The sequence below is a fragment of the Pseudomonas sp. JV245A genome (assembly GCF_032424515.1).
GTDB classification, from domain to species: domain Bacteria; phylum Pseudomonadota; class Gammaproteobacteria; order Pseudomonadales; family Pseudomonadaceae; genus Aquipseudomonas; species Aquipseudomonas protegens.
In genome coordinates this window covers 69,914-76,152 of the sequence record NZ_VYKE01000018.1, presented here as the reverse complement: position 1 = coordinate 76,152, position 6,239 = coordinate 69,914, and the positions used below count along the sequence as shown (strand labels likewise).

Genomic DNA, 6,239 nt, shown 5'->3' with positions numbered 1-6,239 from the left:
CCGTGCGCGATTCAACTTGCCCCACCCAAAGCCGACAAAGTGTCAAACTCAAGGCTTTACGCCAGCTACTCGCGGAGATAACGGATATGTCCCTACGCACCCTGCTCACGACGCTGCTGCTGACCTTCAGCTGTTCGGTCATGGCCGCCACCGAGATCGTGCCCCTCAACAACCGCACCAGTGCCGACCTGCTGCCGGTGGCGCAGAACTTCCTCGGCAAGGACGGCAAGGTCAGCGCCTATGGCAACCAGCTGATCGTCAACGCCGAGCCGGGCAAGATCGCCGAACTGCGAGCCTTTATCGCCCAACTGGACACCGCGGCCAAACGCCTGCTGATCACCGTCGACACCAACGAAAACAACCTGCAGGACAACCAGGGCTATTCGGTCAACGGCGTACCGCAGACGCGGATCATCAACCGCAGCACCGAGAGCCGCGACGGCGGTATCCAGCAGATCCAGGCCAGCGAAGGCGTGCCAGCGCTGATCCAGGTCGGCCAGAGCGTGCCGTTGACCACCACCCAGACCGACCCCTACGGGCGCCTGCAGAACCAGACCCAGTACCGCAACGTCACCCAGGGCTTCTATGTCACCGCCAGCGTTACCGGTGAAACCGTGCACCTGAGCATCAGCACCAACCGTGACCGCATGAGCCAGGAGCGTCCCGATGTAGTGAACGTGCAAAGCACCGACACAACTGTCAGTGGGCGCCTGGGCGAATGGATCACCCTGGCCGGAGTCAATCGCCAGACCCAGGCCGATAAACAGGGCCCGGGCCGCAGCTACTCGACTCAAGGCCGGGACGACATGACCTTGCGGGTCAAGGTCGATGCCTTGGACTAAAGCACCAAAAACTGACTGATTAGTCGTATTAGACCAAAGATGTAGTGCCGCAAAAAAAGCACTACAAAACATTTGACGAGCCAAAAAACCGCGGGCATGATGGCCTCGCTCCCGCTAATCAGGGGCCCTGGCAAGGGCCTTCGGATCGCCGCTCTAACCTACCCACCTGAGCCGATTCGTGTCTGTACCGCCCACAAGGTGTGTTTGACGAGATTGCGACTGGAACGAAGTTGTCCCGAGGGACGGAAGCGTAATTAGGTAGATCGGCAACACACTGATGGAACGCACCAAGGCCCACGACGCCGGCATGCGCCCCGCAGCTCGCCTTCACCTGCTCACTTTCCCCTCGAGCCCATCGTTCACCCGTCGCCATCCCCGCCAGACCCGACTTGACCGCCATAAGCTTCCTGGTCAGCGAGCAGCCTTTTACGCAGTGTTATGAAGCGTGATCGGCGGAGCCGGAACTCTCCAACCAAGAACGACTTTTTACACAAGACGCGACGAGGTTTATCTCCATGGCACTGACACGCGAACAGCAAATTGCAGCCCTTGAAAAAGACTGGGCTGAAAACCCGCGCTGGAAAGGCGTGACTCGCACCTACTCCGCTGCCGACGTGGTCCGTCTGCGTGGCTCGGTTCAACCCGAGCACACCCTGGCACGCATGGGCGCCGAGAAGCTCTGGAACCTGGTCACCCAAGGTGCCAAGCCGTCCTTCCGTCCTGATAAAGATTTCGTCAACTGCATGGGCGCCCTGACCGGCGGCCAGGCTGTACAACAGGTTAAAGCCGGTATCCAGGCGATCTACCTGTCGGGTTGGCAAGTGGCTGCGGACAACAACTCCGCCGAATCCATGTACCCCGACCAGTCGCTGTACCCGGTGGACTCGGTTCCAACCGTAGTCAAGCGCATCAACAACTCGTTCCGTCGCGCCGACCAGATCCAGTGGAAAGCCGGCAAGAACCCGGGCGACGACGGCTACATCGACTACTTCGCACCGATCGTGGCCGACGCTGAAGCCGGTTTCGGCGGCGTACTGAACGCCTACGAGCTGATGAAGAGCATGATCGAAGCAGGCGCCGCCGGCGTTCACTTCGAAGACCAGCTGGCTTCTGTGAAGAAGTGCGGCCACATGGGCGGCAAGGTACTGGTTCCAACCCAGGAAGCCGTACAGAAGCTGACCGCTGCCCGTCTGGCGGCCGACGTTGCCGGTGTACCGACCATCATCCTGGCCCGTACCGACGCCAACGCTGCCGACCTGTTGACTTCCGACTGCGACCCGTACGACCAGCCATTCGTGACTGGCACCCGCACCCAGGAAGGCTTCTACAAAGTGAAAGCTGGCCTGGACCAGGCAATCGCCCGCGGCCTGGCTTACGCTCCGTACGCCGACCTGATCTGGTGCGAAACCGCCAAGCCAGACCTGGACGAAGCCCGTCGCTTCGCCGAGGCGATCAAGAAGGAATACCCGGACCAGATCCTGTCGTACAACTGCTCGCCTTCCTTCAACTGGAAGAAGAACCTGGACGACGCGACCATCGCCAAGTTCCAGCGCGAACTGTCCGCCATGGGCTACAAGCACCAGTTCATCACCCTGGCCGGCATCCACAACATGTGGCACAGCATGTTCAACCTGGCGCACGACTACGCCCGCAACGACATGACCGCCTACGTGAAACTGCAAGAGCAAGAGTTCGCTGACGCCGCCAAGGGCTACACCTTCGTGGCTCACCAGCAGGAAGTGGGCACCGGCTACTTCGACGACATGACCACCGTGATCCAGGGTGGCTCGTCCTCGGTAACCGCGCTGACCGGCTCCACCGAAGAAGAACAGTTCCACTGATTTAGGCCTCACGGCTTGATCGAGCGGCCAATGCAGACCCGGTAAAAACAACTGCATTGCTGTACAGCTGACGCCCCGACTGGTTCGGGGCGTTTTTTTTGCCCACCCCTCCTGTAGGAGCCGGCTTGCCGGCAAACCTCTACCCTGCGCGCCCTCCTCAAAAGCCTCGCCATGCCCGCCCCTGCAAAAAAGCTGGCCAAACATTGATCCAGGGCGGTGTTAGCAAGGGCGAAAGAGGTTAAAAGGTGCGCCCCTGCTACTTGCAGTAACAGGGATATAACAAGCAACTTTCCCACTCCCCGAAGGAAAGCAGATTAAAACAGCCTCTAAACAATATTGATTATCATTTAGCAGTTGTAACTTTCGTTACAGCAGCTACAAAACATAATTAACAAAACCTCCCCTAATGCCCGCAGGCCGCGGCTTACGGGGCTACCGGGGTGAGCTATGTCCTTATTACGATAAACAATTTCGCTTTAGAAATTTTACTTGCCCGGTGTTTAGCCATAAAATCAGCGCGATTGATTGCGCTGCGACATATCGTCACTGCTTTATTTCTTTATCAAGCTCAGAGACTCTTGCTCTCTGTTAAGGATTACCAGCATGCCCGAAGCGACAGGACTCATGGCCCACAACTGGGGCTTTGCCATTTTCCTTCTGGGCGTTGTCGGCCTTTGCGCCTTCATGCTCGGCGTCTCCAGCCTCCTCGGGTCAAAAGCCTGGGGCCGCAGCAAAAACGAACCGTTCGAGTCCGGCATGCTACCTACCGGTGGCGCCCGCTTGCGGCTCTCAGCCAAATTCTATCTGGTCGCGATGCTCTTCGTGATCTTCGATATCGAAGCCCTCTTTCTCTTTGCCTGGTCTGTGTCCGTCCGCGAAAGCGGCTGGACCGGATTCGTCGAAGCTCTCGTTTTCATAGCAATTCTGTTGGCAGGTCTTGTCTACCTTTGGCGGGTGGGGGCTCTTGACTGGGCTCCGGAAGGTCGTCGTAAGCGGCAGGCGAAGCTAAAACAATGAGGCTTTGGCGATGCAATACAATCTCACCCGGATCGACCCCGATGCTCCTAACGATCAGTATCCGATCGGCGAACGGGAAACCGTTTCCGATCCGTTAGAGGATCAGGTCCACAAAAACATCTTCATGGGCAAGCTCGAAGACGTGCTGAGCGGCGCGGTCAACTGGGGGCGTAAGAACTCCCTGTGGCCGTACAACTTCGGCCTGTCCTGCTGCTACGTGGAAATGACCACCGCCTTCACGGCGCCCCACGACATCGCGCGCTTTGGCGCCGAGGTTATCCGGGCATCGCCGCGTCAGGCGGACTTCATGGTTATCGCCGGGACCTGCTTCATCAAGATGGCGCCGATCATCCAGCGTCTCTATGAGCAAATGCTCGAGCCGAAATGGGTTATCTCCATGGGTTCGTGCGCCAACTCCGGCGGCATGTACGACATCTACTCGGTAGTCCAGGGGGTGGACAAGTTCCTGCCCGTGGACGTCTACGTACCTGGCTGCCCGCCCCGCCCCGAAGCGTTCCTGCAAGGCCTGATGCTCTTGCAGGAATCCATTGGCCAGGAGCGTCGCCCACTTTCCTGGGTCGTCGGCGACCAAGGCGTGTATCGCGCCGAGATGCCGTCGCAAAAGGAACAGCGCCGCGAACAGCGTATACAGGTCACCAACCTGCGCAGCCCTGACGAAGTCTGATCCAGTTCTGTTCTTACAAAGAAACGAACCTGGCTTCACTCTTTACGTTGACCGAAAGCGATAAAAAACCATGACTACAGGCAGTGCTCTGTACATCCCGCCTTATAAGGCTGACGACCAGGATGTGGTCGTCGAACTCAATAACCGTTTTGGCCCTGAGGCGTTCACCGCCCAAGCCACCCGCACCGGCATGCCGGTGCTGTGGGTTACCCGCTCCAAGCTCGTTGAAGTCCTGACCTTCCTGCGCAACCTGCCCAAGCCGTACGTCATGCTCTATGACCTGCACGGCGTGGACGAGCGCCTGCGCACCAAGCGCCAGGGCCTGCCGGGTGCCGATTTCAGCGTGTTCTACCACTTGTTGTCGATCGAACGTAACAGCGACGTGATGATCAAGGTGGCCTTGTCCGAAGGCGACCTCAGCCTGCCCACCGTGACCGGTATCTGGCCTAACGCCAACTGGTACGAGCGTGAAGTCTGGGACATGTTCGGCATCGACTTTGCCGGCCACCCTCACCTCTCGCGGATCATGATGCCGCCGACCTGGGAAGGTCACCCGCTACGCAAGGACTTCCCGGCCCGCGCCACCGAGTTCGACCCGTTCAGCCTGAACCTGGCCAAGCAGCAGCTGGAAGAAGAAGCCGCGCGCTTCCGTCCGGAAGACTGGGGCATGAAGCGTTCCGGTGCCAACGAGGACTACATGTTCCTCAACCTGGGCCCGAACCACCCTTCGGCCCACGGTGCCTTCCGCATCATCCTGCAGCTGGACGGCGAAGAGATCGTCGACTGCGTACCGGACATCGGCTACCACCACCGTGGTGCCGAGAAGATGGCCGAGCGTCAGTCCTGGCACAGCTTCATCCCTTACACCGACCGTATCGACTACCTCGGCGGGGTGATGAACAACCTGCCCTACGTGCTTTCGGTCGAGAAACTGGCCGGCATCAAGGTGCCGGAGAAGGTCGACGTCATCCGCATCATGATGGCCGAGTTCTTCCGGATCACCAGCCACCTGCTGTTCCTGGGTACCTACATCCAGGACGTCGGCGCCATGACCCCGGTGTTCTTCACCTTTACCGACCGTCAGCGCGCCTACACCGTGATCGAAGCCATCACCGGTTTCCGCCTGCACCCGGCCTGGTACCGCATCGGTGGCGTCGCCCACGACCTGCCGCGTGGCTGGGAAAAGCTAGTCAAGGACTTCGTCGAATGGCTGCCCAAGCGCCTCGACGAATACACCAAGGCTGCCCTGCAGAACAGCATCCTCAAGGGTCGGACCATCGGCGTTGCCGCCTACAACACCAAGGAAGCCCTGGAGTGGGGCGTCACCGGTGCCGGCCTGCGCTCCACCGGTTGCGATTTCGACCTGCGCAAGGCCCGTCCGTACTCCGGCTACGAGAACTTCGAGTTCGAAGTCCCGCTGGCCGCCAACGGTGACGCCTATGACCGCTGCATGGTTCGCGTCGAGGAAATGCGCCAGAGCATCAAGATCATCGACCAGTGCCTGCGCAACATGCCGGAAGGCCCGTACAAGGCGGATCACCCGCTGACCACGCCGCCACCCAAAGAGCGCACCCTGCAGCACATCGAAACCTTGATCACGCACTTCCTGCAAGTTTCGTGGGGTCCGGTGATGCCGGCCAACGAATCCTTCCAGATGATCGAAGCGACCAAGGGCATCAACAGTTATTACCTGACGAGCGATGGCGGCACCATGAGCTACCGCACCCGGATCCGTACCCCAAGCTTCGCCCACCTGCAGCAGATCCCTTCGGTGATCCGCGGCAGCATGGTCGCGGACTTGATCGCGTACCTGGGTAGTATCGACTTCGTTATGGCCGACGTGGACCGCTAAGC

Annotated in this window: 5 protein-coding genes; all 5 read left to right on the top strand. The window is 59.4% G+C overall.

What is annotated here, in order from left to right; all coding sequences use genetic code 11:
* Positions 1–86: 86 nt before the first annotated feature.
* Positions 87–842, top strand: coding sequence for a secretin N-terminal domain-containing protein (locus F6S12_RS08210; RefSeq protein ID WP_011062183.1), 756 nt, complete (start codon positions 87–89; stop codon positions 840–842).
* A 515-nt stretch (positions 843–1,357) separates the two neighbouring features.
* On the top strand, positions 1,358–2,683 hold the full coding sequence (aceA, locus tag F6S12_RS08205; RefSeq protein WP_011062184.1) for an isocitrate lyase: 1,326 nt from the start codon (positions 1,358–1,360) through the stop codon (positions 2,681–2,683).
* A gap of 603 nt (positions 2,684–3,286) precedes the next feature.
* Positions 3,287–3,700: an NADH-quinone oxidoreductase subunit A gene (locus tag F6S12_RS08200; protein ID WP_011062185.1), complete on the top strand. Its 414-nt coding sequence runs from the start codon at positions 3,287–3,289 to the stop codon at positions 3,698–3,700.
* A gap of 10 nt (positions 3,701–3,710) precedes the next feature.
* Complete coding sequence (locus F6S12_RS08195) at positions 3,711–4,385, top strand: NuoB/complex I 20 kDa subunit family protein (protein ID WP_011062186.1); 675 nt, start codon at positions 3,711–3,713, stop codon at positions 4,383–4,385.
* A 70-nt stretch (positions 4,386–4,455) separates the two neighbouring features.
* Positions 4,456–6,237 carry an NADH-quinone oxidoreductase subunit C/D gene (gene nuoC, locus F6S12_RS08190; RefSeq protein ID WP_011062187.1) on the top strand — a complete coding sequence of 594 codons (1,782 nt, stop codon included), beginning with the start codon at positions 4,456–4,458 and terminating at the stop codon, positions 6,235–6,237.
* The last annotated feature ends 2 nt before the right edge of the window (positions 6,238–6,239 follow it).

Coding starts and splice junctions, on each gene's coding strand:
- F6S12_RS08210 (WP_011062183.1), top strand. CDS start 87: ATGTCCCTACGCACCCTGCTCACGACGCTGCTGCTGACCTTCAGCTGT.
- aceA (WP_011062184.1), top strand. CDS start 1,358: ATGGCACTGACACGCGAACAGCAAATTGCAGCCCTTGAAAAAGACTGG.
- nuoC (WP_011062187.1), top strand. CDS start 4,456: ATGACTACAGGCAGTGCTCTGTACATCCCGCCTTATAAGGCTGACGAC.
- F6S12_RS08200 (WP_011062185.1), top strand. CDS start 3,287: ATGCCCGAAGCGACAGGACTCATGGCCCACAACTGGGGCTTTGCCATT.
- F6S12_RS08195 (WP_011062186.1), top strand. CDS start 3,711: ATGCAATACAATCTCACCCGGATCGACCCCGATGCTCCTAACGATCAG.